Source organism: Streptomyces sp. NPDC002809 (assembly GCF_040295435.1).
GTDB lineage: Bacteria > Actinomycetota > Actinomycetes > Streptomycetales > Streptomycetaceae > Streptomyces.
On record NZ_JBEOVJ010000109.1, the window covers coordinates 1 to 24,404 of the forward strand.

Sequence of the window (24,404 nt, forward strand, 5' to 3'; positions counted from 1 at the left end):
GGGCCCCCCCCCGTCGCCCCCCCCCCCGCCCCCCCCCCCCCCCCCCGGCGCGCCCCCACCACCCCCCCCCCCCCCCGCCGCGTTCCGCCCGGGAGTTCAACTCGATGTCACCGGTCGTTGAGGAGCGCGGCGGAACGTGACGGCCGTCAGATCCTTGTGTCCCCAGGAGGCCCCATGTCCGCGCGTGTCGTCCGTCGAACCCTTGCCGTCGGGCTGCCGCTCGCTCTGCTCGGCACGGTGTGTGCAGCAGGCACCGCAACCGGTGCGCAGGACCGGCACCACCGCCCCGCGGGCACCGCACGCGTCACCGCGAGCGCCGTGCTCGGGGACATCCCGCTCGCAGGCTTCAGCAACGGGCTGCTGCCCGGGACCGTCGGCGACGACCGCGGCGTGATGCTCGGCGGAATCGGCAGCGACATCTACCCGGCCGGCCGCAAGGGCGAGTTCTGGACCGTCACGGACCGCGGCCCGAACGGTCAGATCAAGGTCGACGGCAGCAAGCGGCGCACCTTCCCCGTCCCCGGCTTCGACCCGGCGATCGTGAAGGTGCGGGTGAGCGGCAAGCGAGTCGAGGTGCTGCGTTCCATCCCCCTGACCACACGTTCCGGCGCCCCCGTCACGGGTCTGTCGAACCAGGCGGGCAGGGACGAGGCCCCGTACTCGTACGACGCGAAGACGCCTCTCGCGTACAACCCGAACGGTCTGGACACGGAAGGCATCGTCCGCAGCCCGGACGGCTCGTTCTGGCTGGTCGACGAGTACGGTCCGTCGCTGGTGCACGTCTCCGGAGGCGGCCGGGTGCTGGCCCGTTACGTCCCCGAGGGCCTGAACCTCAAGGGCGCGGACTACCCCGTCGTGGAGGCCCTGCCGGGCATCCTGCTCCACCGGAAGATCAACCGCGGTTTCGAGGGCCTGGCACTGCTGCCGGGCGGCGACCTGGTGCTCGCTGTCCAGAGCCCCCTCTTGCTGCCCGACCAGGACGCGGGAGAGGCCTCGCGCAATGTCCGGCTGCTGCGCTTCTCCACGAAGAGGCGCGCGGTCACGGCGGAGTACGCCTACCGCTTCGACGCCGTGGGTGTCGTGGACCCGGGCGAGGACGACACGTCCGAGCTGAAGGTCTCCTCGGTCGTCGCGATCGGCGGCAACGACCTCCTGGTCGAGGAGCGCACCGACCGGGCGGCCCGTCTTCACCGGGTCACGCTCCCCCGTGGCGCCGGCATCCTGGGTTCCCGCTGGGACGCCCCGGCCGCTTCACCCTCCTACGAGGAGCTGGCTGACCCTGCGGCCTCGGGGGTTCCGGTCCTGCGAAAGACCCTCGTCCTCGACCTGGGCACGGTCGAGGGCGTGCCCGGGAAGATCGAGGGCGTGGCGGTGACGGGCCGGGACACGCTCGCCCTGATCAACGACAACGACTTCGGGATGACCGACGGGACGGGCGCCTTCGACTCGGACGGCCGGCTGGTCGACTCCGGCATCGAGACGTCCGTGACGCTGCTGAAGCTGCCTCGCCCGCTGACCCGCTGACGGGGCGAAGTCGCCGGGCCGTCGGACCTCTCCGTCCGGCGGCCCGGATACATCAACCGCAACACCGTCAACTCACCCTGTCCCGAACAGATTTCGGGCTCCTGCCGTCTTCCGCCACTCGCGCGACGCCCGTACGGTGGTGCGCGCACGCCGCTCGGCCGCACATCGGACATCGCATTCCGGTCATCGGACAAGAGGGAGTCACGGGATGTCGGGGGAATCGGGTACCGGACTCCTGCGCAATGCCGCAGGGCTGCGCCAGTTCCTGTCCCGGAGCATCACGCCGTCGGCGCTGTCGGCGGCCGTCGCCGCGTCCGGACCCGCGGGGGCCGCGTCCGTGGGCCGACCGCTGTCGGTTCCCGTCGCGCCGGCGGGCCGCCTGTTCGCTGCCTCGTGCGTGGCGGCGGGGCAGGATCCACCTGCCCGAAGGCCCGCCGGACCGGGCGCCTGAACCGGGCAACTGACCTGCCACCCGCACCTGTTGCTCTCCCCCCACACTCAGGAGTACACATGGACCGCAGAACGATCCTTCAGGGCGCCGCGGCGACGGCCGCGGCGGTGCTGCTTCCCGCCTCCGTCCGCGCCACCGCGGCGACGGCCGGCGAGACGGACTACCCGTCGGCCCACTGGGTACCGGCCTCGACATCCAACTACACCGTCTCGACACGGCCTTCGTCGTATCCTGTGCAGTACGTGATCATCCATGTCACCCAGGAGACGTTCTCGGACGCGGTGGCGATCTTCCAGAATCCGGCGAAACAGGTGTCCGCGCACTATGTGGTGCGCTCGGCCGACGGGTACATCGACCAGTGTGTGCGTGAGAAGAACATCGCCTGGCACGCGGGGAACTGGGACTACAACACCCGCAGCATCGGCATCGAGCACGAGGGCTACGTGGACCAGCCCTCCTACTTCACCGACGCCATGTACGAGAAGTCGGCACTCCTGACCGCCTCGGTGTGCGACCGCTACGGCATCCCCAAGGACCGCGCGCACATCCTCGGCCACGTGCAGGTGCCGGGTACGGACCACACGGACCCGGGTCCCCACTGGGACTGGGTCCGCTACATCCGTATGGTCAACCTCCTGGGCGCGGGCTGAGCCGCGCGTGGACCGGCGGGATCCGCGGATCCCGGGCGTCGTCCGGCCCCGCCCCGGGGGCTCGGACGAGCACGAACCGGCTGCGGCGGCGCAGGGTGAAACCGATCGACTCGTAGAGCCGGATCGCGTCGGTGTTGCTGGCGGCCGCGTGCAGGAAGGGGACGTCGCCCCGCTCCCGGATCCCCGCAGCGACGGCGCGGACGAGCCGGGTGGCCAGGCCCCGGCCGCGATGGTCGGGGTGGGTGCAGACGGCGCTGATCTCCGTCCAGCCAGGCGGACGCAGCCGTTCGCCGGCCAGGGCGATCAGGCGTCCGCGGTCGCGGATGCCGAGATAGGTGCCCAGTTCGACGGTACGGGGCAGAAAGGGGCCCGGTCTGGCGAGGGCGATCAGTCCGAGGATCTCGGGTACGTCGGCGGGGCCCAGCCGCACCGCTTCGGGCGCCGGTTCGGCGTGCAGTGCGGTGTCGATCAGCTGGACTCCGTCACCGCTCTGCTCGGTCTCCCACCCGTCGGGCACGGACTGGACGCCGGTGACCGGGGTGACGGTCCCGGGCCCGACCAGTGCGGCCAGGTCGTCCCAGGCGCGGGGGTCGGTGGGATCGTCGAGGGCGGTGAACGGGGAGACGTCCGTGGGGTAGCGGGCGGCCCGGCCGACCCGCTCGGCGAACCGGATGTGCGGGCCGGTCAGTGCGGCCCAGGCCGCGTTGTCCAGGACGTGTGGCGGGTGGGGGCTCGGGGACGGGGCGTGATTGCTGGTGAGCATGGCGGTACTGGGTCTCCGTGTCGGGAACGCGCCGGGCGGGGCGGGGGCCCGGCCGCGGCACGGCGGGGCCCCCGGACGGGCGGTGGGTCAGGAGTTGTCGAGCGGCAGCCCGGGCGGGTTGACCCGTGAGCTGTCGACGGCCTCGTTGGAGAGGTTCCAGGCGGCGAGCCACCGGGCGTACTGGCCGCTCTTGATCAGATGGTTGATCGCGGCTGCGATCGGCTCGGCAAGCCCGCTGTCCTTCTTCGCGGTGGCCGCGATCAGGCCCTGGAGCGTCGCACCCGCGCCGGAGAACTTGCCCGCGTTACGCGTCGCGTTCGGCGTGTTCGCCGTCTGGGTGATGTGGTAGGCGATGCCGGGGTTGGGGCCGAAGGAGATGTCGATCTTCCCGCCGGCCAGTGCCAGCGCGGTGGCGTTGCTGTCCCGGTAGTACTTGACGTCGAGCGTCTTGCCGTCCTTCGCCAGTTTCTCCTTCCACTCCAGAAGGATCTTCTCCTGGTTGGTGCCCGCGCTGACGGCGACGGTCCTGCCGGCCAGGTTCCGGTAGTCGCCGTCGAAGTTCCAGGTGCTCTTCTTCCCCACCTCGAAAGCGAGGTTGTCCTGCCGGTAGGAGGCGAACTCGTACTTCTTCTTGCGCTCCTCGGTGTCGGTGACGTTGGACAGGGCCACATCGACCTTGCCGCTGTCGATCCCGACGAACATGTTCTCCCAGGTCGAGTTCTTGATCTCCGCCCTGAGCCCGAGGACCGCCGCGACCAGTCGGCCGAGGTCGGGTTCGGCGCCGGTGAGCGTCTTCTGGTCGTCACCCACGTAGGCCAGGGGCGGGAACCCCGCCGGCAACGCACCCACGCCGATCACCAGCGTGCCTCGCTCGGCGATCTCCGCGGGCAGTCCGGCACTGATCGACTCGACCTCGGACACTTTGAGCGCGGTCTCCTTCCCGGCACCGTTGGACAGGGCGCCGACGGTGACCGTTCCGGCTGCGGCTGTGCCGCTCCTGGAGGCGGCGTCGCTGTCGCCGCCGCACGCGGCGAGACCTAGGGCGAGGGAGGCGACGGCCGCGGAGGCGGTGACGCCGCGGAGGAGGCTGCTGCGGAGACTGAGGGTGTGCATGACTGTCCTTGTCGGGTGGCGGGTGGGCGGCGGTGGTACCGAAGGAATGCCGAGTGGGTGCGGTGGTACCGAAGGAGTGCCGGGTGGGCGGTGGCGGGGAGCGAATGCCGGGCGGCGCCGGTGGGACGGAGGGAGTGCCGGGTGGGCCGCGGCCGGACCGCCTCGCTCCACGACGTGCGGGGGTCAGAGCACCTTGCTGAGGAAGTCCCTGGTCCTGTCATGTTGCGGGTCGTCCAACACCTGCGCGGGAGAGCCCTGTTCGACGATCCGGCCGCCGTCCATGAAGACGACCCGGTCGGCGACCTCACGGGCGAAGCCGATCTCGTGGGTGACGATGACGAGGGTCGTGCCGCTGCTCGCCAGGTCCTTGATGACCGCCAGCACTTCGCCGACCAGTTCGGGGTCGAGCGCGGACGTCGGCTCGTCGAAGAGAATGACGCCGGGCCGCAGGGCGAGGGCACGGGCGATGGCCACACGCTGCTGCTGGCCGCCGGACAACTGCCGGGGGTACGCCCCGGCCCGGTCTGCGAGACCCACCCGGGCCAGCAGGTCGCGGGCCTGCTCCCGGGCCGCGCCCTTGGCGAGCCTGCCGGTCGCCACCGGGGCGGCCGCCACGTTGTCCAGCACGGTCAGATGCGGGAACAGGTTGAAGTTCTGGAAGACGAAACCGATCCGGCTGCGCTGGGCCAGAATGACCCGCTCGCTGAGTTCCTTGAGCCGTTCGCCCTGCCGGCGTACACCGATCATCTCGCCGTTCAGGCTGACATGGCCGATCTCCGGCTTCTCCAAGTGGTTGATCACCCTGAGGAGGGTGGACTTGCCCGAGCCCGACGGCCCGAGGATGACCGTGACCTCACCGGGCCGCACGGTCAGCTCCACCCCGTCCAGGACCCGTTGGCTGCCGTACCACTTGTACACGTCGTGCACCTCGACGGCGGCCGGGCGTATCTCCTGCGTGTCGGTGGTCATGTCGCCGTCTCCCTCCGGACCCGGGCCCTCAGTTCGCCGAGGCCGGTCCGTACCTTCCGCAGCGGGGTCGGCGGCAGGGTGCGCAGCGCGCCCCGCGAGTAGTGCCGCTCGACGTAGAACTGGATGACGGACACGGCGCTGGTGAGGATCAGGTACCAGACGGTGGCGACCAGCAGCAGGGGCACGATGTCGCCGGGGTAGGTGCTGCCCATGCTCTGTACGGAGCCGAACAGGTCGAGCAGGGAGACGTAGAAGACCAGCGAGGTGCCCTTGATCAGACCGATCAACTGGTTGACGTAGTTCGGGGTGATCGAGCGCAGCGCCTGCGGGAAGACGATCTTCGCGAACTGGTATCGCCTCGGAAGGCCGAGTGCGGCGGCCGCCTCGTGCTGCCCCTGGTCCACGGAGAGGATGCCTCCGCGCACCACCTCGGAGGCGTAGGCCGCCTCGTTGAGGCTCAGTCCGACGACCGCGACGGCCATGTCGGTGGCGAGGCGCGACTCGTCGAAGGTGAAGAAGGCCGGACCGAACGGCACCCCGATGCTCAACGTGCGGTAGAGGGCACTGAAGTTGTAGAGGAACAGCAGGACCACGATCAGCGGCACCGAACGGAACAGCCACGTGTAGAGCCAGCTCGCCGTGCGCAGCACCGGGTTCGGGGAGAGCCTCGCAAGGGCCAGCAGGACACCGCCGAGCAGGCCCAGCGCGGCGCTGTACACCGCCGCTTCGAGGGTGACGAGCAGTCCGTCGAGGATCGCCGGCCGCAGGAACCAGTACTGGAAACGGCCCCATTGGTAGAACGGGTTGGTCACCAGACCGTGAGCGATCTGGGCGCCGAGCACGAGCACGACGATCGTGGCGATCCATCGGCCGGGACGCCTGAGCGGGAGGACCCGCTGCGCCGCCAGGGGCCTGGGCGCGGCGTTCGGGCCGGGACGGGGGTTCGCGTCGGTGGGCGGCGCTGGTCCCGGGGACACAGCGACGCCGGAGAGTTCACTCATGGAGGGCTCCAGCGGATGCGGACACCCCGGACCGCGGGAGGCTGCGGCACCGCGCCCGTCGGGGACGGGCCGTCGGGACGCGGCACACAGCGCGGCTCAGGGGCCGGGTGGGGAGAGGGCACACCGCGGCAGCGGTGGATGTCAGGGAATAGGAGAGCCGTCAGCCTTGACAGAGAGGGCGTGAAACGGCCGTACACAGCGCGCTGTTGACACGCAGCAGGTCGACGGAGCGGTCCGCGCACAGCAGGACGCAGCCGCGGGGCCGCCGAGCGGCCATCCCGTCAGCTGCGTTCATCTCGCTCACCGTCACCATTCCGCCCCGCGGGGCCTCACGCTTACCGAACGTCATCCGGTCCGGTCCTCACCTGGGGCACCCCACCGCGTGCGAGGGTTGCCGGCCGGCAAGCCAGGGCTCTTCGCCGGCACTCGTGACCGTTCTGCTCTGCGCCGGAGGTTAGGGCCGCATCGAAAAGGATGTCAACGCCGGTGACCACCAGGCGAGACGGCACGTCCCGCCTTCTTGACGGCGCCACCGGACGCACCGAAACTGGCGTGGACGGTCACGATTGTCAGCGCTGCCCGTGCGGGAGTTCCCGCTCGTGCGGTCATCGGCCCCGGCCCGCTGACAGGCAACCCTTCCACCGCGATGGGGTGCCCCGGGTGACGACCGGGTCCTGTTGGAGCAACAGGACAAGCGCGGTCTCGCGTCTCGCGAGCCCCGATGGCCAGGACCGGTGGGAATTGCCCAGGAACGGCTTGACGAGGCGCCTGCACATCGATCTGTTGCGCGTCTCCAGCGCTTACTAGTCCGCGTCGGACCTGCCCCCGCCCGATCGGCCGGACTCCTCGTTCCGGTGCGCTCGTGCCGGGCCGGGGCAGGTCCTTCGGTCCGGACCGGTACGCAAGCACAGTCGCTCCGCATCCGGCCGCCGGTGCCAGCATGGCGGCGGTGGCTTCGTCGTTCCCCCAGGGATCCCCATAGGGAGAGTCATGCCCGAGACAGCATCGCGCGGTTCCAGCACGGACAACTCGCCGCAGCGCGGCCCCGTTTCCTCCGCCTCCGCTGCACGCGCCGCAGGCCTTCGCCCGTCGTCGGGTGTACCGTCCCCCCGCTTCGACAGCAGGATCGGCGTCGGTCTCGCCGGCGGCTTCTATCCGGCGCCGCATCGCTACGAGCTCTTCCTGTCGGCGAGCTGTCCGCGCTCGCTGCGCATCTCCATCACTCTCGGCCTTCTCGGCCTGCGGGACTCGGTCGCCACCACGCTCCTCACCCACCCGGCCGCGACCCCCGAGGCCTTCGCCTCGCTGCGCAGTGCGTACGAGGCGACGGTGCACCACTACGACGGACCGCTGACGGCTCCCGCCCTGTGCGACCGCTGGAGCGGCCGCATCGTCAGCAACCACACGCCCGACATCCTCCGCGACCTGGCCGGTCTGCTCTCCGGGCACAACGAGGCCTGCCCCTCCGCGCTGCACCCGCCGGAGCTCGCCGCGGACATCGAAGCCCTGCGTGAGCTGCTGGACCAGAAGGTCACCCCGTCCGCATCGCCCTCGGAGCGTTCGGCGGCGCTCGACCTGATGGAGCGCCGTCTCTCCTTGCACCCCTATGTGCTGGGTGCGGAGCTGACGGCCGCCGACGTGGACCTGTGGGTGGCACTCGTCCAGCCCGGCCCGGTCAACTCCTTGTCCGCTCACCCCCGGCTCCAGGACTTCGTGCGCCGGCTCGGCGACCACCCCGCCTTCCCGTGCGCGAACGACGTGGCGGCCGACGCGGCGTGAGCCCCTGCGCTCAGCCGTCGTCGCTCACGGCACTCCGGCCCGCTCCCCCGGCGGGCTCCCCCGGCGGGGGATAACGGACGAAGAGGATGCCCTCCACATCCCCGTCGGGCGCGCCGTAGACATGGAGTGCGTCGGCCCGCCAGTGCGCGAAGGCGCCGGGGCCGGCCGTACGGGTGTCGTCCGGCGGGCCGACGACGGCGGTGCCGGACAGCACCATCAGGCTCTCCCGCGTACCCGGGACGTGCCCTTCCGACTCCTGTACGGCGCCCGCCGTGATGCTGATGCGGAACACGTCGGTGACCGCGGCCCCGTCCTCGTACCGCTCCAGAAGAACGGCGGTTACGGCACTTCCCGAGACGCCGGGAAGTGCCGGGCCGGAGCCGTCCCCCGGTCGCAGGTCGCTCAGTACGGCGCTGAGCGGAAGGCCGAGCGCGGTGGTGAGTGCGTACAAGGTCTCCAGAGTGGGGTTGCGTGTGCCGCTCTCCAGCTCCGAGAGCGTGCCCTTGCCGACGCGGGAGCGCCGGGACAACTCCGACAGCGACAGGTCCCGTTCGCGCCGCAGCGCTCGCAGCCGACGTCCCACGTCCTCGTTCAGCCCCATAGGCCGTGCACCCGCTCCACTGTCCTGGTTGACGGGCGTCGGCCCGCCTCTCTAGTGTTCCACATACAGAACGTTCCATATATGGAACGCCCCGCGGGCGCGCCCGGCCGACAGCCTGCCGTCGGCGCAGTCAGGCACCGCCACCGGCCGGGCAGGCACCGCGCCGGACACGCACCCAGTCGGGCACAGCACAGGAAAGTGGCTCACTCATGTTCGCGATCACCCGTATACGCTCCGCCGCGCCGCCATCGGCCGTGGTCGCCGGCCTGATCGCCGTCATGGTCGGGGTCACCAGTTCGGCGGCGCTGGTCTTCACGGCCGCGCAGGCGGCGGGGGCGGACTCGCACGAGATCTCCTCCTGGATGCTGGCGCTCGGTGTCGGACTGGCCTGCACCTGCATCGGGCTGTCGCTGCGTTACCGGGCGCCCGTCGTGACCGCCTGGTCGACGCCGGGAGCCGCGCTGCTCACGACGGGTCTGAGCGGTGTGTCGATGGCTCAGGCGGTCGGCGCGTTCGTCTTCTCGGCCCTGCTGATCCTCGTGAGCGGTGTGACGGGCTGGTTCAGCCGTCTCATGGGCCGGATCCCGGTGCCGCTGGCGGCCGCGCTGCTCGCCGGGGTGCTGCTGCGGTTCGGCACGGGCCTGTTCAGCACCATGCACGGCGGATTCGCGGTCGCGTTCCCCATGTTCGTGCTCTATCTGCTGGGCCGGCGCCTGCTGCCCCGGTACGCGGTGCTGCTGGCGCTCGCCGCGGGCGTGGTGGCCACCGTGTTCACCGGCGGCTGGCAGCTGGGCAAGGTCCGGCTCGCCCTGGCCACCCCGGTCTTCACCACGCCGGAGTTCGACTGGAAGGTCCTCGTCAGCGTCGGCGCACCTCTGTTCGTCGTCACGATGGCCTCGCAGAACCTGCCCGGCGTCGCGGTGATCCGCGGTGCCGGCTACGACGTGCCGGTCTCGCCGCTGATGACGTGGACCGGCGCGGCCAACGCCGTCCTGGCGCCCTTCGGGGCGTTCGGCCTCAACCTGGCCGCGATCACGGCCGCCATCTGCACCGGCGAGGAGGCACACCCCGACCGCGACAGGCGCTTCCTCGCCGCCGTGTGGGCGGGCGTCTTCTACCTCTGTGTCGGCCTGCTCGGCGCCACCGTCGCCTCGCTCCTCACCGCGATGCCGCAGGAACTCGTCCTGGCGATCGCGGGGATCGGCCTGCTCGCCACCATCGAGGCCTCCCTGTCCGCGGCACTGGCCGACAAGGCGTCCAGGGAAGCGGCCGTGGTGACGTTCCTCGCCACCGCCTCCGGCGTGACGCTGCTGGGGATCGGCTCCGCGTTCTGGGGTCTGCTCGCCGGCCTGGTCACCGGCGTGATCGCCTCGGCGGGGCGCCCGCACCGCAAGGAGCCCGCCCCCGAGCCGCTGCCGGGCGAAGTCCGCGTCCGCTGAGGCCCGTCGGATCCCCCGGCGGTTTCCCGGGGCCTCGTGTCCCGTCCGTGGGACGGGGTTGCCCCGGACCGCGGGAGCGGGGTGGGATGGACACCATGCAGAAAGCGGTTTCCCCATCCTCCGCCGAACCCCTGGCGCCCTTCGACCATCTCGACCACCGCTACCGCGGCGAGAACCCGTTCCGCACCCTCGGCCACCTCTTCCGGCCCGACCGCGGGCGGCTGGCACTCGCGGTCGGCTTCTTCGTCGTGAAGCACAGCCCCATCTGGCTGCTTCCGCTGATCACCGCCACGGTCCTGGACGTGGTCGTCCAGCACGGACCGGAGTCCAGGCTGTGGAAGGCCACCGGCGTCCTGTTGTTCATCCTCGTGATCAACTACCCGCTCCACCAGTGGTACGTACGCTGCCTCGGCGGCAGCATCCGCCGCATGGGCACGACGCTGCGCTCGGCGCTGTGCCGCCGGATGCAGCAACTGTCCATCGGCTACCACTCACGGGTCAGTTCGAGCGTCCTGCAGGCCAAGGTGGTCCGCGACGTGGAGTCGGTGGAGCAGATGATGCAGCAGAGCGCCGACATGGGACTCGGAGCCGTCGTGACGCTGGTCGGCGGTCTCGTCGTCATCGGCGTGCGCGTGCCCGCCTTCCTTCCCGTCTTCCTGATCGTGGTGCCCGCGGCCGGTCTCCTCGTGATGAAACTGCGCGCCCGGCTGCGCAGCCACAACGAGTCCTTCCGGCGCGAGGTCGAACAGCTCTCCTCCCGCGTCGGCGAGATGACCACGCTCATACCCATCACCCGCGCCCACGGACTGGAGCGCACCGCGCTCGGCCGGGTCGACGGTTCGCTGCGCCAGGTCTTCGCGGCCGGGCTGCGCCTGGACGTGATCAACGGCCGCTTCGGATCGCTGGCCTGGGTCATCCTCAACACGCTGGGCGTACTGTGCCTGACGGGGTCCGCCCTGGTCGCCTACCACGGCTGGATGCCCATCACCCCCGGTGACGTCGTCATGCTCAGCGCCTTCTTCACCGTCCTGACCGGCTCCGTGACCACGCTGCTGGGCCTGGCGCCCATCCTCACCAAGGGGCTGGAGTCGGTGCGTTCGGCGGGTGAGGTGCTCCAGGCACCCGACCTCGAACACAACGCCGGAAAGGCGCAGGTCGACCGCGTCACCGGCCGGATCGACTTCGAGGGCGTCGGCTTCGCCTACGCCGACGCGGACCCCGCGGTCGACGGGTTCACCCTCTCCGCACGTCCGGGCGAGACGGTCGCACTGGTCGGCGCATCGGGCGCCGGCAAGTCGACCGTCCTGAATCTCCTCATCGGCTTCATCCGGCCCACGTCGGGCCGCATCATGCTCGACGGGACCGACATGGCGGGCCTCGATCTGCGCAGCTACCGGCGGTTCCTGTCCGTGGTGCCGCAGGAGTCGATCCTCTTCGAGGGCAGCATCCGTGACAACGTGACGTACGGGATGGGAGACACGGACGAGGCCACGCTCATACAGGCGCTGGCGGACGCCAACGCGCTGGAGTTCGTCAAGGACCTGCCGCTCGGCCTCGACACGGTCGTCGGCGAGCGGGGAGCGCGGCTCTCGGGCGGCCAGAAGCAGCGGCTCGCCATCGCGCGGGCGCTGATCCGCGACCCCAGGGTGCTGGTGCTCGACGAGGCCACCTCCGCGCTGGACAACCGCTCCGAGGCCCTCGTGCAGGAAGCCCTCTCCCGGCTCGTGCACGGCCGTACGGTCTTCGTCGTCGCCCACCGGCTCTCCACGATCCAGGGTGCCGACCGCATCGTGGCGATGAAGGACGGCCGGATCGCCGAGGTGGGGACGCACGACGAACTGATCGGCAGGGAAGGGGTGTACGCGGGTCTTCAGCCCGCCTACCCGTAGGCGGCCCTGCCCGGGCCGCCGTGGCGCCTCCGGACGGCGGCGCCACGCGGCTCACCAGTCGTGGACGCTGCCGTCGCGGAGGCGGTTGACCGGAAGATAGGCCCGTACGTACGGATGCGCGGCCGCCGCCTCCTCGTCCAGCTCCACACCGATACCCGGCGCCTCGCCCGGGTGCAGGTACCCGTCGGTGAAGGTGTACGCGTGCCGGAACACCTCCTCGGTCAGAGGGCTGTGGCCCGAGTACTCCTGGATGCCGAAGTTGTGAACGGCGAGATCGAGGTGGACGGCCGCGGCCATCCCGACCGGCGAGATGTCCTCCGGTCCGTGAACGGCGCTCTTCACCTGGTACTGGGCGGCGAAGTCGAAGAGTTTGCGCAGCGGCGTGACCCCGCCGAAGTGGGTGACCGCCGAACGTGCGTAGTCGATCAGCTGCTCGGTGATCAGTGCCTGGTAGTCGTACACGGTGTTGAAGACCTCGCCGACGGCCAGCGGCGTGGTGGTGTGGCGGCGGACCAGACGCAGCGCCTCCTGGTTCTCGGCGGGAGTGCAGTCCTCCAGCCAGAACGGCCGGTACGGCTCCAGGTCCTTGCCCAGCCGCGCCGCCTGGATCGGGGTGAGCCGGTGGTGGGCGTCGTGGAGCAGCGGCAGTTCGGCACCGAACTCCGCGCGGACCGCGTCGAAGACGGCCGGTGTGTGACGCAGGTACGCGTCCGTGTCCCAGTCCTCGACCAGGGGGCGGGCCTGCTGGTGGGCGACCGTCGCGCCCTCGTCGTCCTGGTTGTACACGCCGTACACGGCCTTGAGCCCGGGAATGCCCGTCTGGATCCGGACGGCTGGGTAGCCCTCGGCCAGCCTGGCCCGTACGGAGTCGAGGAGTTCGGGGATGTCACGTCCGTTGGCGTGGCCGTAGGTGCCGATGCGCTCCCGGCTCGCGCCGCCCAGCAGCTGGTAGAGCGGCAGGCCTGCGGTCTTCGCCTTGATGTCCCACAGCGCCACGTCCACGGCGGCGATCGCGGCCATGGTGACCGGCCCGCGCCGCCAGTAGGCGCCGCGGTAGAGGTACTGCCAGGTGTCCTCGATCCTGTGCGGGTCGAGGCCGGTGAGCAGCGGCGCCACATGGTCGGTGAGGTAGCTGACGACGGCCAGCTCCCGTCCGTTGAGTGTGGCGTCGCCGAGCCCGGTGACACCCTCGTCGGTCGTCAGCTTCAGGGTGACGAAGTTGCGTCCTGGGCCGGTGACGACGACCTTCGCGTCGATGATCTTCATGTGCGCTCCCTTTCGGAGACGGAACCGATGAGCATGGGGGGCTGTCCGCGCCTGCCTGCCTGCAGGGAGACCTCAGTCCTCGATGTAGCCCGTCGCCGGGTCCACCTGCTCCAGGAATCCCCGTGCCGCGTCCTCGAGCTGTGCCCGGTCCATGGCCGCGGCCCCGTGAACGGCCGACGTGAATCCGTACCCCTGGTTCGGCCCGGAATCCCAGTCGAAGTCGTAGACCCCGGGACTGCCCGCCCGGCGGGTCACGGTGAACCGCTCACCATCCACGTCCAGCACCATGCGCCACACTCTCCGTCCGTACCGTCTCGGCGCAGCCAACCACAGATCACCGCGGCCCTGCTCCGGGAGTCCGCTCGGCGGGCGTGTGCGGCCGGTACGCGGCCGCCGTCCCGAAGCCGGGGGTCCCGACGGGGAAGTGCCTGCCTTCGGCGAGCATGTCGCGCGGCACGGTCACCGGTTGACGGCTCGAGGGGTGCTGTCCCGGCGGCGCCGCTCAGCACCCCTCGTCGGTCAGCCGCACTCCGTCCCGTTGAGGATGAAGGAGGCCGGATCCTGTGCCGGCGCACCGGTGGCCTGGAATCCGAAGGAGACGGTGCCGCCCGCCGGTATGCCCGCGTTGTGCCCGGCGTTCTTCACCGTGACGCGGGAGCCGGACTGGGTCGCGGTCGCGTTCCAGGCGTTGGTGACCGTCTCGGCCCCGCCGAAGGCGAAGCCGAGCTGCCACCCGTCGACCGGGGCGGTCCCGGTGTTCCGCACCGCGACGTCGGCCGTGAATCCGCTGCCCCAGGACTGGCTGACCCGGTACGTGACCGCGCAGGACCCGGCCGGGCCGGGCGTCTCCGTGGGGCCGGGAGTCGGCGTCGGCGTCGGGTCCGGTGTCGTGGTCGGACCGGGGCCGGGTGTCGGGTCCGTACCGTCGGGGGCGGTCCCCCACTGCGGCGCCGCACCCTCCAGCAGCACCATGTGCGGCGCGTCCACCGGCGTGGTGCCGGGGGTCGTGGCCGACGACGGGTAGGACCAGTCGTTCGACGGGTCCCAGGCGCCGGCCGAGGTGATCCGGAACTGCACCTCCTTGCGGTACGCGGACTGGCCGGCCGGTGCGATGTCCGTACCGGAGCAGTCCACCGTCACGTGGTAGACGTCGCCCTCGTCATGCGTGGGGCCGGTCACCTCACCGCACTGGTTGTAGTTCGTGGTGAAACTGATCTGCGCGGGCGTGACGCCCGGTTCCAGGGTGAAGTAGTAGCGCACGGACGCATCGGTGAGGGCGCGCGCGGGCCACGCCGACCGGTTCACCAGGTAGGCCTTGATCTCGGTGAAGTTGCCGCCCGCCGCGTTGACCGAGGCCTGGACGGACATCTCGGGCCCGTCCGGTGTCTCCTGCTGCGGGAAGTCCGCGAGCGGGGCGCCGCCGTACTCGCCGTAGAGCCGGGCCAGTGCCCCGGTGAAGGCCGCGTTGTAGTCGGTGGCTACCTCGTTGTTCACGTAGTCGGAACGGTCGTCGGTGTACGTGTCGTCCGCCGCACCGGGCCCGCCGACCAGCGCTCCGTACAGCGTGTGCCGGCTCGCCACGGGGCTGGTGATCTGGTCGGTCCACGAGCCGTGGGCGGTGCGGTGGTGCGGCTCGGCCGGCGGGTTGCTGCCGAAACCGACCACGTAGCTCGACCTGCGCGGGTTGTCACCGAGCGCGTAGTCGATCTGACGGACCGCGAAGTCGTGGTAGCGGGCCTTACGGGTGGTGTCGGTGGTCAGCCAGTCGGAGTAACTCAGCGCCACATAGGCGGTGTTCGCCGCGTACCGCAGCGATCCCCAGCTGTCCAGCACGGCCTGGCCGCCGGGCGAGTAGGCCACCCGCTGCCCGTTGACGCCGACCGTCCACCAGTCCAGCCAGCGGTTCGCGTCGTCGACGTACTTCTGCTTCCCCGTCAATTGCGCGAGCAGCACATACGCGCCGTAGGAGCTGTCGTCCCAGGAGAGCGTCCAGCGGTAGGACCGCGTGGTGCTCTGCGGCTCGGTCGAGAGGCTGTCGTAGTACGACTCGGCCTTGGCCAGGTACGCGGTGTCGCCGGTGGCCTTGTAGAGCCAGATCGCGCCCCAGACCAGCTCGTCGTCGTACCCGCTCCAGGAGTTGTAGTAGGCCTGCGCGTCGGTGATGCAGTCGCTGTACTTGCCGCGGTAGGTGTCGGCGAAGGTGTACAGCTGCTTCGCGTGGGTGATCAGCTTCGCGGCGTACGCCGGGTCGCTGTCGGCGAACACCATCGACGACGAGGCCAGGGCCGCGGCTGTCTGGCCGGCCAGGTCGGAACCGGGGCAGGAGGCGTCGATCTTGTAGGCGGGCCGCGCCATCGGCATCACCTCGGCCGGCCCCCACCACTTGTGGTCGTCCCCGCCGTTCCCCACCTGCCCGTAGAGGACAAAGGGCGAGGGGTGTGCCTTGAGGAAGTAGTCGTTGACGAAGCGGAGGTTGTTCCTCAGGTACGGAAGCTGGCCCGAGGCCGCGTACGCGCTCTCCTGCTCGACGCCTCCCCAGGCCAGCATGGTCGTGGAGAAGGCCATCGGGAGGCCGAACTTCACGTGGTCACCGGCGTCGTACCACCCGCCCGTCAGATCGAGGCCGACGTCCTTGCCGTCGTCGAGGGCCGAGTCGCCGCGCCAGCCGACCCGGTTGCCGTCGGGGAGTGTGCCGGACTGCTGCGCCTCGTAGAACAGCACCGATTTCTGGAGTGCCTCGCCGTAGTCGAAGGCCGGTGCGGCGGTCGCTTGGCCGGACAGCGACAGCGGAAGCAACAGGCCGGCACCAAGGGCGAGTGCCAGCGCGATGACGCCGTGACGGGCGGGCCGGTGTGCGGACGGGCGGCTTCCGGCACGTCGGTGTCGTCTTCGCAGGGTGGGGAGAGTGAGCGCGCGCAACGGAACGTTCCCTTCCGTACGTCGGTGGGGGCGGGACCGCGTATCCATGGGAGCACATCCATGGGAGCGCTCCCATATGTGGTGCCCATAAAGCCAGCCACCGGAGGGGGTGTCAACAGTTCTGACAGGAACACCTCACGACGGTGAGGGGCGCCCATGCATGCGGGGGACACACCGGCCACTCCCACCGCTGGCCGCCCGGCCACCCATTCGGGTGACCCCGCGCGCGAACCGACGCAGGTCAACGGAAGCTGACGTTTCGAACGCCCCGCATCTGTGGCGTTGCAACCGGAGGTACGCATGAGCGCGATGGACATGCCGGCCGACCTGCCCAAGGAAGCGGCACGACCCGTGGCCAGGGCCCGGCCGGCGGCACCACGACTCAGCTGGCTGACGCTGGCTCTGATGACCACGGCATCGGTGGCGAGCCTGCGGGCGGCGCCAACCATGGCCGTCTACGGGCTCGCCTGTGTCTTTCTCTACCTCATCCCCGCGATCGTGTTCCTGCTGCCGACCGCCCTGGTCTCGGCCGAACTGGCATCGGGCTGGCCGGGCGGTGTGTACCGCTGGGTGAGTGAGGGACTGTCGAAGCCGCTCGGATTCCTGGCGGTGTGGTGCCAGTTCGCGATGACGATCTTCTACTATCCGAGCCTGCTCGCGTTCGTGGCATCCACCATCGCCTACGTCATCGATCCGGCCCTGGCCTCCAACGGCATCTACACCGCGATCGTGATCATGGTGCTCTACTGGACCGGGGTCTGGATCTCCTCGCGCGGCACCAAGGCTCTGGCCGGGCTTTCGTCCTGGGGCCTCGTGATCGGAACACTGATCCCCGGCACCGTGCTGGTCGTGCTCGGCATGGTCTTCCTCGGGCAGGGCAACAGCTCCGCCGCGCCGATGACCTCCTCGCACCTCCTCCCCCAGTGGGCCGGGCTCGCCAGCCTCGTGCTGATCGTCAACAACTTCCTCTCGTACTCCGGCATGGAGATGAACGCCGTCCACGTCTCCTCGCTGAAGAACCCGGCGAAGGAGTACCCGAAGTCGATGTTCCTGGCGATGGGGCTCGTGCTGCTGATCTTCATCCTGCCCGCGCTGGCGATCAGCTGGGTGGTGCCGGCGAACCAGCTGAGCCTGACCGCCGGTGTGATGCAGGCGTTCGACGCGTTCTTCGCCCACTTCCACGTCGGCTGGATGACACCGATCGCCGCGGTGATGCTGGTGTCGGCGGCCCTCGGCGGAATGCTGACCTGGCTGGCCGGACCCTCCAAGGGCCTGCTGGAGATCTCCCGCAGCGAGGGCTACCTGCCGCCGTACCTCCAGCGCCTCAACAAGCACGGGATCCAGCAGAACATCCTGGTCACCCAGGGTGTGGTGACGACCGTCATCGCCCTGATGTACGCACTGATCCCCAACGTCTCGAACGTCTACTGGATCTTCTCCACCATCACCACGCAGGTCTATCTGATCGTGTACCTGCTGATGTTCGTGGCGGCCATGCGGCTGCGGAAGACCCAGCCGGACCATCCGCGCGGCTATCGCGTCCCGGCCCTCAACCTGCTGTGCGTGGTCGGTCTGCTGGCCTCGGTCGCGGCTCTGGCGATCGGCTTCGTACCGCCGTCGCAGTTCGGCGGCGGCAGCATCGGCGTGTACGTCGCGATCATCGGCGGGGGTCTCCTCATCCTCGGTCTGCTGGTCCCGTATCTGTTCCTGCGACTGCGCAAACCCAGCTGGCGTACGCATGCGGCCGACCCGACCGGTGAGGAGGCCACCTCATGAGCCCCACTCGATTCGCCTCGGAACACCGCTGGCTGTACATCGGCGCGATCGTGCTCCTGGTGGCGCTCGCCGTCGTCGGTGTCATCCGGTACGAGAACGTCAAGACCGACGGCCAGGCGACGAAGAAGGCCGAACAGCTCGCGGACGCGGCCGAGGACGCCGGGTACCCCCGCCCGGACGTGAACACCCTCAAGCGGGCCCTGGGCAACGACGGCGGCCAGGTCTGCGACAAGCCCGGCTCCGCGCTCAACACCGCGCTGTGGAAGATCAATCTGGGCAACGGGGCCGCCGGTCCCGGTCAGCGTCCCGTGATCGCGGACACCGAGGCCGTCCGGGCGGAGGCCAAGATCCTGGAGATCTACTGCCCGGACAAGCTGCACAAGATCCAGGACAAGATCGACGACCTCAAGACCGACGACACTGTGAGGCGCTGATGAGCACCGACGAACTCGCGGGCCGCATCGCCGGGCTGATGCCCCGTGCCCAGGCCGATCTGACCGAGCTGGTCTCCATCCCGTCGGTCGCCGACCCCCGCCAGTACCCGCCCGAGGAGTGCCGCCGGGCCGCTCAGTGGGTGGCCGACGCCTTCACCGAGGCCGGGCTGCACGACGTGCACCTCGTCGAGACGCCGGACGGCAGCAACGCGGTGATCGGGCACCGTCCGCCGCCGCCGGGCGCCCCGACCGTGCTGCTCTACTGCCACTACGACGTGCAGCCCCCGCTGGACGACGACGCGTGGACCACGCCACCGTTCGCCCTGACCGAACGGGACGGCCGCTGGTACGGGCGGGGCACGGCCGACTGCAAGGGCAACATCGTCATGCACCTCACCGCCCTGCGGGCGCTGGGCGACAACATCCCGGTGGGGCTGAAGTTCGTGGCCGAGGGCTCGGAGGAGCAGGGCACCGGAGGCCTGGAGCAGTACGTCGACGCGCACCGTGACCTGTTCACGGCCGACGCACTGCTGGTGTGCGACACGGGAAACGCGGCGGTGGGTGTCGGGACCGCCACCACCTCGCTGCGCGGGCTCGTCAACGTCGTCGTGACCGTTGACACCCTGGCCGGCGAGATCCACTCCGGCATGTTCGGCGGTCCCGCCCCCGACGCGCTCGCTGCCCTGATCCAGCTGCTCTCCACCCTGCGCGACCCCGAGTCGGGTGCGACGCGGGTCGACGGGTTGGACGCCTCGGGCAGTTGGAAGGGCGCGGGCTACGACGAGCAGCAGTTCCGTGCCGACGCCGGGGTCCTCGACGGTGTGCCGCTCTCCGGCACCGGCAGCGTCGCCGACCGGCTGTGGGCCCGCCCGGCCGTCACCGTCCTCGGGATCGACTGCCCGCCGGTGGTCGGTTCGGCGGCCGCGGTCCCGGCGACGGCCGCGGCCCGCGTCAGTCTGCGGATCCCGCCCGGCACCGACGCGGAAGCCGCGCGGACCGCGCTGACCGGCCACCTCACGAAGCAGGCGCCGTGGGGGGTGCGGGTGAAGGTGGAACCGGAGTCCACCGGCTCGCCGTTCCGCGCGGCCACGGACGGTGCCGCGTACGGGGCTCTCGGCGAGGCGATGCGTGCGGTGTACGGCAAACCGATGACGTTCCTGGGTCAGGGCGGGTCCATCCCGCTCTGCAACGTCCTCGCGGACGCCTATCCGTCGGCCGAGATCATCCTGATGGGCGTGGAGGAACCGCAGTGCCTCATCCACGCCCCGAACGAGAGCGTGGACCCCGGCGAGATCGAGCACATGGCGCATGTCGAGGCCTTGTTCCTCCATGAGTACGCCCGGGCGTTCCGCTGAGTCCGGTGACGGGGAGAGAGGGATGACCGAGGGGCCGCGGGACGTCGTGCGGGAGACCGGGCACGACGATCTCGCCGGCTTCCTCGGCCGGCTCACCCGGTTGATGCTCGGCTCCAGCGGCGAGGGGGCCGAGCAGATCGAACGGTCCGTCTCCGCGGCGGCCCGGGGGCTCGGCGGCACGGCGTCCCTGGCCGTGCTCCCGGACGCTGCCACCGTCGCCGTGACCTCGCACGGCAGGAGCTCCACGGTGGTGGTGCGCGCCTTCCCCGAGGTCTTCCGGATGGATCAGGTGGCGGCGCTCAAACCGTTCCTGCACGAGGTGACGGCCGGCCGGCTGGACCTGGAACAGGCAAAGCGCCGCCTCACCGCGATCACCGCGTCCCCTCCCCCGTACCCGTGGTGGGCGAAGCTGATCGGCATCGTCCTGTTCTCGGTCGGCTTCGCGCCCTTGATGCAGCCGACCTGGTACGAGGTGGGGAGCACCGCGGTCCTCGCGACGGTCGCCGCGTGCCTCGTCGTCGCGGCCGACCGGCTGCCGCGGCTGGCGAAGGTGCTGCCGCTGATCGTCGCGGTGACCGTCTCGGTGCTCACGCTGGAGGTGTTCGCGCGGACCGGCGCGCACGGCGGACCGGTCCTGCTGATGCTGCCGGCGCTGTTCTTCTTCGTGCCCGGTGACTATCTGAGCGCGGCGGCGGCAGAAATCGCGGCCGGGTACCTCACGACGGGTGCCATCCGGCTCGTCTACGCCGTCGCACTGCTCGTCCAGTTGTACGTGGGGGTGGTCCTCGGGCTGGTCATCACCGGCCGGCCCCGCGAGGCCCTGTTCGATGTCGCCGCGCAGGGGGATCTGCCGCGCTGGGCGCTGTTCATGGGCTGGGTCGTCTTCACGGTCGGTGCGCTGCTCGCCTTCGCCGTACCGGCGGGGATGTTCGGCAGGCTGCTGCTCCTGGTGTACGTGACGGTGGGGGTCCAGTCGGGATTCACCGCGCTGCTCGGTGACCTGGGCGGCACGTTCGCCGCGGCCGTCGTGCTGGGAGCCGCCACCACCTGGCTCGCGCGCCGCCCGGATCAGCCGCCGCGCATCATTCTCGTACTGCCGGGCTTCTTCACGCTGACGGTCGGTTCACTGGGGATGCGCGGTCTGACGGCACTGGCCGGCGGCGACACCGTCGAAGGGTTCCGTGATCTCACCGAACTCGTGACGCTCGTGACGGCGATCGCCGCGGGGCTGCTGCTGGGGGCGGTGGTGGCGCAGCGGCCCGGCCGCGAAAGCTGACCGGGCCGGAGCAACCGGGCCGTGCCGGGTCGTCCTACGGGACGAGCAGCCGGAACAGGTGGGCGCACGCGTCCGATTCGTCCGGGTGGCGGGCGACCACCTCGTACCTGCCCCGTTCGTACGCCCCGGTCTCCCACACCCCGTCGGACGCCTGCCTCAGGAACAGGAAGTCGGTCGGGGTGGGGGCCGGTTCGTGGACTCCCTCGATGCGGAAGTAGCCGTCGGCCACGCCTGAGGCGCTCAGCGCCGTCCGCAGTTCCCGGCGGTCCACGGCGGGGTCAGACGCCCGCGGGGGTGAGGTAGTCGTGCTCCAGCAGCCACTTGACGTTCAGGCGCTGGCCCTCCCCCGGGTCGAGGAAGACGGCGTCGAGCTTGATCTGCTGGCCTCCGCCGGGCTGCTCGAACCACGGGGCGATGCTGCCCTGCCACACCCAGAACGGCTTGGCGACCTTGTAGACGCGGTAGTCGCAGGCGACCGCGGCGTCACGGGTGTTGAGGTTCTGCGGGGGCAGTGCGCGCTCCGCGTACGCGTCACCGGCCGGGGCGAGGTAACCGCCGTACTCGGAACCGAAACGGTCCAGGCGCTGACCGGGACGCAGCTTCGTGGGCTCCTTGTCGATCTCGCCGTTGACCTCGCCGAAACCGTCGTTGGGCGGGTACTTCCAGCTGCCTGAGTCGGCGGGCCCCTCCCAGTACTTCTTCAGGAAGGCCTGCGGTGACAGGGCGCCGGTGCGCTGGTAGCCCTTGAGGAGCGGGCCGACCGGGGCCAGATTCCTGTTGGGCAGCCACTTCGGGCCGAGCCGCGCGTCGTCGTGGAACTCGCCGGTGCAGGGCTCGTGCCTGGCCGTGGCTTCGGCCTTCGGGCTCTCCGGCTTCGCGGAGGCGGAGGCCGCGGGGGCCGCGATCAGCCCGGCAGTGATGCCGAGTGCGGCAAATACGGTGCGCATGCGGTGCATTCAGGGGTCCCCTCGGGTACTGACGATCAAACGGGAGGTGACCCAGGGTATCCGCATGATCACTCCAGGAATTCACACCATGCCGTTCGTACCCGTGCGAGGGAGGGAATTGTCGTCCTGGGGCGGCCTTGCTGCGGTCGAGGTCGGCCGACGGCAGTGCCGCCCGTGCTGCGGTGGCCTCGCCGCGGGTCGGATTCAGCCGACGGCGGTGTCGCCGGCATCCGACGGCGGCGCTTCGGTGAGTGCGAACCAGGCCGTCTTGCCCTCGGGTTCGGGGCGTACGCCCCACTGGTCGGCCAGGATGTCGAGCAGCATCAGGCCACGGCCCGACGAGGCGAGTTCACCGGGGGTCCGCTGATGGGGCAGTTCGTCGCCGCGGTCCATGACCTCGACGAGCAGCCGGCGACGGCCGGTCTCGCCGGTGACGTACGCGCTGAGGGCGCCGTCCTGGTCGGTGTGGACGAGTACGTTGCCGAGGAGTTCGGTGGCCAGCAGCACCGCGGTGTCCACCTGGTCCGGCCGCGCCCAGTCGTGCAGCAGCGCCTTCAGTTCGGCCCGGGCCTCGGCGAGCCCCTCACCCTGGTCCTGTCCCACGGTCAGCATCAGCCGGCGCCGGCTGACCTCCGCTCGCGCCTGTCCGGGGTCCCGGCGCAGGAGCAGGAGGGCGATGTCGTCACCGTCACGCGCGATGTCACCCTGCGGGTCCCCGGGTTCGGGGCTGAGGACGGCCGACATGAGCCGGTCGGCCATCGCTTCGAGGTCCTCGACGGGGCCGGGCGAGAAGGCGTCGCGCACCCGGACCCAGCCGGTGTACATGTCGTGGCCGCCGTTCTCGATGAGCCCGTCCGTGCACAGCATCAGGACCTCGTCGTCATGCAGGCGGACGATGTCGACGGGGTAGTCCTCCTCGCCGGGCATCAGTCCCAGCGGCAGGCCGCCGCTGATGTGCTTGATCAGACAGGTGCCGTCCGGCGTGCGCAGGACCGGGTGCGGATGTCCGGCCCGCGCGATGTGCAGGTCGCCGGTGGAGGGATCGGCCTCGATGTACAGACAGGTGGCGAACCGGTCCTCGTCGAGGGTGGTCAGGAAGCGTGAGGCCCGTGCCAGTACGGCGTCCGGCCCGTGTCCCTCCGCGGCGTAGGCGTGCACGGCGGTACGCAGCTGGGCCATCAGCCCGGCTGCGTGCACATCGTGTCCCTGGACGTCGCCGATGACCAGGGCGAGGCGGCCGTTGGGCAGGTCGATGCTGTCGTACCAGTCCCCGCCGACCATGAGCCCTCCCCCGGTCGGCACGTAGCGCGTCGCCACACTCAGTCCGGTCAGGGCCGGGCCGTCGGTGCGCATGCTGTGGCGCAGCCCGCGGGAGAGCTCCAGTTCCGCTCTGCCTGCCCGGGCCCGTTCGAGTACCTGGGCGATCATCCGCCCGGTCGTGGTCAGCAAGGCACGTTCGGCAGCGGTGAACTCCACGGGCGTGCGGAAGGCGGTCAGCCAGACCCCGGTGATGCGTCCGGCGGTCACGAGTGGCACGAAGGCCCATGCCTCGCGGCTCCTGCGGGCGGAGATGTGCCAGGTCGCCGGGAAACGGCGAAGGTACTCCTCCTGGGAGGTGAGGTAGACGGCTCGACCGGTCCTGGCCACCTCGGCGGCCGGATATCCGGTCGTCATCGGCATCCGGAACCCTCGTTCGTCTCCCTCCGACCGGAAGCCGTACTGCCCCAGGACATTCAGTTTTCCCTCGCTGATGCCGAACACGCACTGGCCGTCCAGCGGGAACTCCGGGGCGTACAGGGCGACCACCAGCTTCATCGCGTCTTCGATGCAGTCGGCGTCGGCCAGGGCGGACCCGGCGGACAGCAGCCGGGAGTCGCGGCGCCTGGCGCCCTCCGTCGTCCCGTCGGCCGGTGCCGGGGGGGCCGAGGGGCCGGGGCGGGGCGCCTCCAAATGGTTCAGGGCGTCGATCTGGTCCAGCTCGGCCTCGAACCCGTCCGGTGGCGGCTCATGCCGTTCACCACCCATCCGGCATCCCTTCGTCCCGATGTCGTCGGCGACTGTTCGTTCCATGCTCCGACGGGAGAGCCCGGTCCGCAGTACGAGACGTCGTGACAACAGCGGGGCGCACGGCCCTGGCCCGCTACGAGGCGGGGGATCGGAACGCCGGCCGGGGCGCGATCATGGATTCGAAGGGGTGGGCCGGTTGCGCGGGGCCACCCCCGCGGGGGCCCGGGGGGGGGCCCCCCCGCCCC

At 70.6% G+C, this 24,404-nt stretch carries 20 protein-coding genes and 2 riboswitches; of the genes, 9 read left to right on the top strand and 11 right to left on the bottom strand.

Annotated elements, in window-relative coordinates; genetic code table 11:
- The first annotated feature begins 174 nt into the window (after positions 1–174).
- Entirely contained in the window at positions 175–1,524 is a 1,350-nt protein-coding gene (locus tag ABT025_RS36000; RefSeq protein ID WP_351002888.1) for an esterase-like activity of phytase family protein, read from the top strand.
- A gap of 510 nt (positions 1,525–2,034) precedes the next feature.
- Entirely contained in the window at positions 2,035–2,625 is a 591-nt protein-coding gene (locus ABT025_RS36005) for an N-acetylmuramoyl-L-alanine amidase (RefSeq protein ID WP_351002889.1), read from the top strand.
- Here the strand turns inward: ABT025_RS36005 and ABT025_RS36010 are convergent.
- The 4 genes from ABT025_RS36010 to ABT025_RS36025 all read right to left on the bottom strand — a co-directional run bounded on the left by ABT025_RS36010 (position 2,603) and on the right by ABT025_RS36025 (position 6,471).
- A complete protein-coding gene (locus tag ABT025_RS36010; protein WP_351002890.1) occupies positions 2,603–3,388 on the bottom strand; it encodes a GNAT family N-acetyltransferase in 786 nt (261 codons plus the stop codon). The two genes, ABT025_RS36005 and ABT025_RS36010, sit on opposite strands and share 23 nt — an antisense overlap.
- 87 nt (positions 3,389–3,475) lie before the next feature.
- Positions 3,476–4,501, bottom strand: coding sequence for a transporter substrate-binding domain-containing protein (locus ABT025_RS36015; RefSeq protein ID WP_351002891.1), 1,026 nt, complete (start codon positions 4,499–4,501; stop codon positions 3,476–3,478).
- Between the two features lie 183 nt (positions 4,502–4,684).
- On the bottom strand, positions 4,685–5,470 hold the full coding sequence (locus tag ABT025_RS36020; RefSeq protein WP_351002892.1) for an amino acid ABC transporter ATP-binding protein: 786 nt from the start codon (positions 5,468–5,470) through the stop codon (positions 4,685–4,687).
- Positions 5,467–6,471 carry an amino acid ABC transporter permease gene (locus ABT025_RS36025; RefSeq protein WP_351002893.1) on the bottom strand — a complete coding sequence of 335 codons (1,005 nt, stop codon included), beginning with the start codon at positions 6,469–6,471 and terminating at the stop codon, positions 5,467–5,469. The genes ABT025_RS36020 and ABT025_RS36025 overlap by 4 nt, the downstream gene beginning before the upstream one ends.
- A 326-nt stretch (positions 6,472–6,797) precedes the next feature.
- Positions 6,798–6,905: riboswitch (SAM riboswitch) on the bottom strand.
- Positions 6,906–7,029: 124 nt separating this feature from the next.
- Positions 7,030–7,174, top strand: a riboswitch (SAM riboswitch).
- Positions 7,175–7,461: 287 nt separating this feature from the next.
- Between ABT025_RS36025 and ABT025_RS36030 the strand changes: the two genes are divergently transcribed.
- On the top strand, positions 7,462–8,250 hold the full coding sequence (locus ABT025_RS36030) for a glutathione S-transferase family protein (RefSeq protein WP_351002894.1): 789 nt from the start codon (positions 7,462–7,464) through the stop codon (positions 8,248–8,250).
- 10 nt (positions 8,251–8,260) lie between these two features.
- On the opposite strand, the gene ABT025_RS36035 is transcribed toward ABT025_RS36030, so the two are convergent.
- Positions 8,261–8,851, bottom strand: a complete 591-nt coding sequence (locus ABT025_RS36035; RefSeq protein WP_351002895.1) for a helix-turn-helix domain-containing protein — start codon at positions 8,849–8,851, stop codon at positions 8,261–8,263.
- A 209-nt stretch (positions 8,852–9,060) separates the two neighbouring features.
- Between ABT025_RS36035 and ABT025_RS36040 the strand changes: the two genes are divergently transcribed.
- Positions 9,061–10,290, top strand: a complete 1,230-nt coding sequence (locus ABT025_RS36040; RefSeq protein WP_351002896.1) for a benzoate/H(+) symporter BenE family transporter — start codon at positions 9,061–9,063, stop codon at positions 10,288–10,290.
- Positions 10,291–10,385: 95 nt separating this feature from the next.
- Positions 10,386–12,179 carry an ABC transporter ATP-binding protein gene (locus ABT025_RS36045; protein ID WP_351002909.1) on the top strand — a complete coding sequence of 598 codons (1,794 nt, stop codon included), beginning with the start codon at positions 10,386–10,388 and terminating at the stop codon, positions 12,177–12,179.
- Positions 12,180–12,230: 51 nt separating this feature from the next.
- Here ABT025_RS36045 and manD read toward each other — a convergent pair whose 3' ends face one another.
- The 3 genes from manD to ABT025_RS36060 all read right to left on the bottom strand — a co-directional run bounded on the left by manD (position 12,231) and on the right by ABT025_RS36060 (position 16,364).
- The gene (gene manD, locus ABT025_RS36050; protein ID WP_351002897.1) at positions 12,231–13,445 is read right to left on the bottom strand and encodes a D-mannonate dehydratase ManD; all 1,215 of its coding nucleotides are present in this window, start codon (positions 13,443–13,445) and stop codon (positions 12,231–12,233) included.
- A 72-nt stretch (positions 13,446–13,517) separates the two neighbouring features.
- On the bottom strand, positions 13,518–13,733 hold the full coding sequence (locus ABT025_RS36055; RefSeq protein WP_351002898.1) for a hypothetical protein: 216 nt from the start codon (positions 13,731–13,733) through the stop codon (positions 13,518–13,520).
- Positions 13,734–13,964: 231 nt separating this feature from the next.
- Positions 13,965–16,364 carry a glycoside hydrolase family 9 protein gene (locus ABT025_RS36060; protein ID WP_351002899.1) on the bottom strand — a complete coding sequence of 800 codons (2,400 nt, stop codon included), beginning with the start codon at positions 16,362–16,364 and terminating at the stop codon, positions 13,965–13,967.
- 300 nt (positions 16,365–16,664) lie between these two features.
- On the opposite strand from ABT025_RS36060, the gene gadC reads away from it, so the two are divergent.
- From gadC to ABT025_RS36080, 4 genes are read left to right on the top strand one after another with little or no spacing between them, the layout of a single operon-like run.
- Entirely contained in the window at positions 16,665–18,140 is a 1,476-nt protein-coding gene (gene gadC, locus ABT025_RS36065; protein ID WP_351002900.1) for a glutamate/gamma-aminobutyrate antiporter GadC, read from the top strand.
- A complete protein-coding gene (locus tag ABT025_RS36070) occupies positions 18,137–18,574 on the top strand; it encodes a hypothetical protein (RefSeq protein WP_351002901.1) in 438 nt (145 codons plus the stop codon). Before gadC ends, ABT025_RS36070 begins: the two co-directional genes overlap by 4 nt.
- A complete protein-coding gene (locus ABT025_RS36075; protein WP_351002902.1) occupies positions 18,574–19,929 on the top strand; it encodes a dipeptidase in 1,356 nt (451 codons plus the stop codon). Before ABT025_RS36070 ends, ABT025_RS36075 begins: the two co-directional genes overlap by 1 nt.
- A gap of 22 nt (positions 19,930–19,951) precedes the next feature.
- Positions 19,952–21,205, top strand: a complete 1,254-nt coding sequence (locus ABT025_RS36080; RefSeq protein WP_351002904.1) for a threonine/serine exporter family protein — start codon at positions 19,952–19,954, stop codon at positions 21,203–21,205.
- Positions 21,206–21,239: 34 nt separating this feature from the next.
- On the opposite strand, the gene ABT025_RS36085 is transcribed toward ABT025_RS36080, so the two are convergent.
- The 3 genes from ABT025_RS36085 to ABT025_RS36095 form a co-directional block, all read right to left on the bottom strand.
- Positions 21,240–21,476, bottom strand: a complete 237-nt coding sequence (locus tag ABT025_RS36085) for a hypothetical protein (protein ID WP_351002906.1) — start codon at positions 21,474–21,476, stop codon at positions 21,240–21,242.
- A gap of 7 nt (positions 21,477–21,483) precedes the next feature.
- A complete protein-coding gene (locus ABT025_RS36090) occupies positions 21,484–22,161 on the bottom strand; it encodes a TNT domain-containing protein (RefSeq protein ID WP_351002907.1) in 678 nt (225 codons plus the stop codon).
- Between the two features lie 195 nt (positions 22,162–22,356).
- On the bottom strand, positions 22,357–24,222 hold the full coding sequence (locus ABT025_RS36095; RefSeq protein ID WP_351002908.1) for an ATP-binding SpoIIE family protein phosphatase: 1,866 nt from the start codon (positions 24,220–24,222) through the stop codon (positions 22,357–22,359).
- Positions 24,223–24,404 lie beyond the last annotated feature (182 nt).